General features: G+C 45.8%; 1 protein-coding gene. It reads right to left on the bottom strand.

Going from position 1 to position 1,027, the window contains the following annotated elements:
* Window positions 1–252: 252 nt before the first annotated feature.
* Window positions 253–1,027 (bottom strand): glycosyltransferase (locus F6K37_RS44305; RefSeq protein WP_287257470.1); only part of this gene is annotated, 775 nt, incomplete at its 5' end.

Below are 1,027 nucleotides of genomic sequence, written 5' to 3'. Positions count from 1 at the left end.
TATTAATTATTTTCGGGCGGGCAGGATGCCCACTCTACTCCTATTAATTATTTTCGGGCGGGCAGGATGCCCACTCTACTCCTATTAATTATTTTCGGGCGGGCAGGATGCCCACTCTACTCCTATTCATTATTGTCGGGCGGGCAGGATGCCCACTCTACTCCTATTCAGCGCGAAGATTCAGCAAGGCCAAAAAACCTAAACATATGCTGATCGCTGATCGCTGAAAGCTGAAAGCTGATAGCTGATAGCTTACTTTGATACTCCTTCCTCCACAAACCCCCTCACTTCTGATAAAACATACAATGGTCTGCCTTTAACTTCTTCATAAATCCGTCCTACATATTCCCCCAAAATACCAATAGATACTAACTGCACTGCTCCCAAAAAGAAAATTGCAATCATAATAGTGGCAAACCCAGTCACAGGAGAATTAGGTTCAAAAATCCGCCAGTAAAGCACTAACCCTGCCATCAATAGCGCTATCGCTGTTGCTAATAATCCCAAATAAGTAGCGATTCGCAATGGCACTTTAGAAAAAGAAACCAGTGCATCTACTGCTAGGGCTAAGGATTTACGAATGGTGTACTTGATATCACCAGCAAAGCGGGGGTCACGTACATAGGAAACAGAGGTTTGCCGCAACCCTACCCAAGAACGCAATCCCCGCACGTAACGGTTCCGTTCTGGCATGGCATTGAGTACATCAACCACCCGTCGATCCATTAAACAAAAGTCCCCCGTATCTATGGGAATCTCGACATTGGCTAGACGGCGCAGTAATCGATAAAATAGGTAAGCCGGAAAGCGCTTTAACCAACTTTCACGACGTCTCTGGGTGCGCTGAGCATAAACAATTTGATAACCCTGCTGCCATTTTTCCACTAGCACTGGGATGACCTCTGGTGGGTCTTGTAAATCAGCATCTAGGACAATAATCCCTTGACCCCGCACAAAATTTAGACCGGCAGTGACAGCAATTTGATGACCAAAGTTACGGGAAAGACTTAGGTAACATACCCTTGGG

This window comes from Moorena sp. SIO4E2, assembly GCF_010671945.1.
In the GTDB taxonomy this organism is placed as follows: domain Bacteria; phylum Cyanobacteriota; class Cyanobacteriia; order Cyanobacteriales; family Coleofasciculaceae; genus Moorena; species Moorena producens.
The sequence above is the reverse complement of the archived record's forward strand: the minus strand, read 5'-3'. Positions and strand labels throughout refer to the sequence as shown.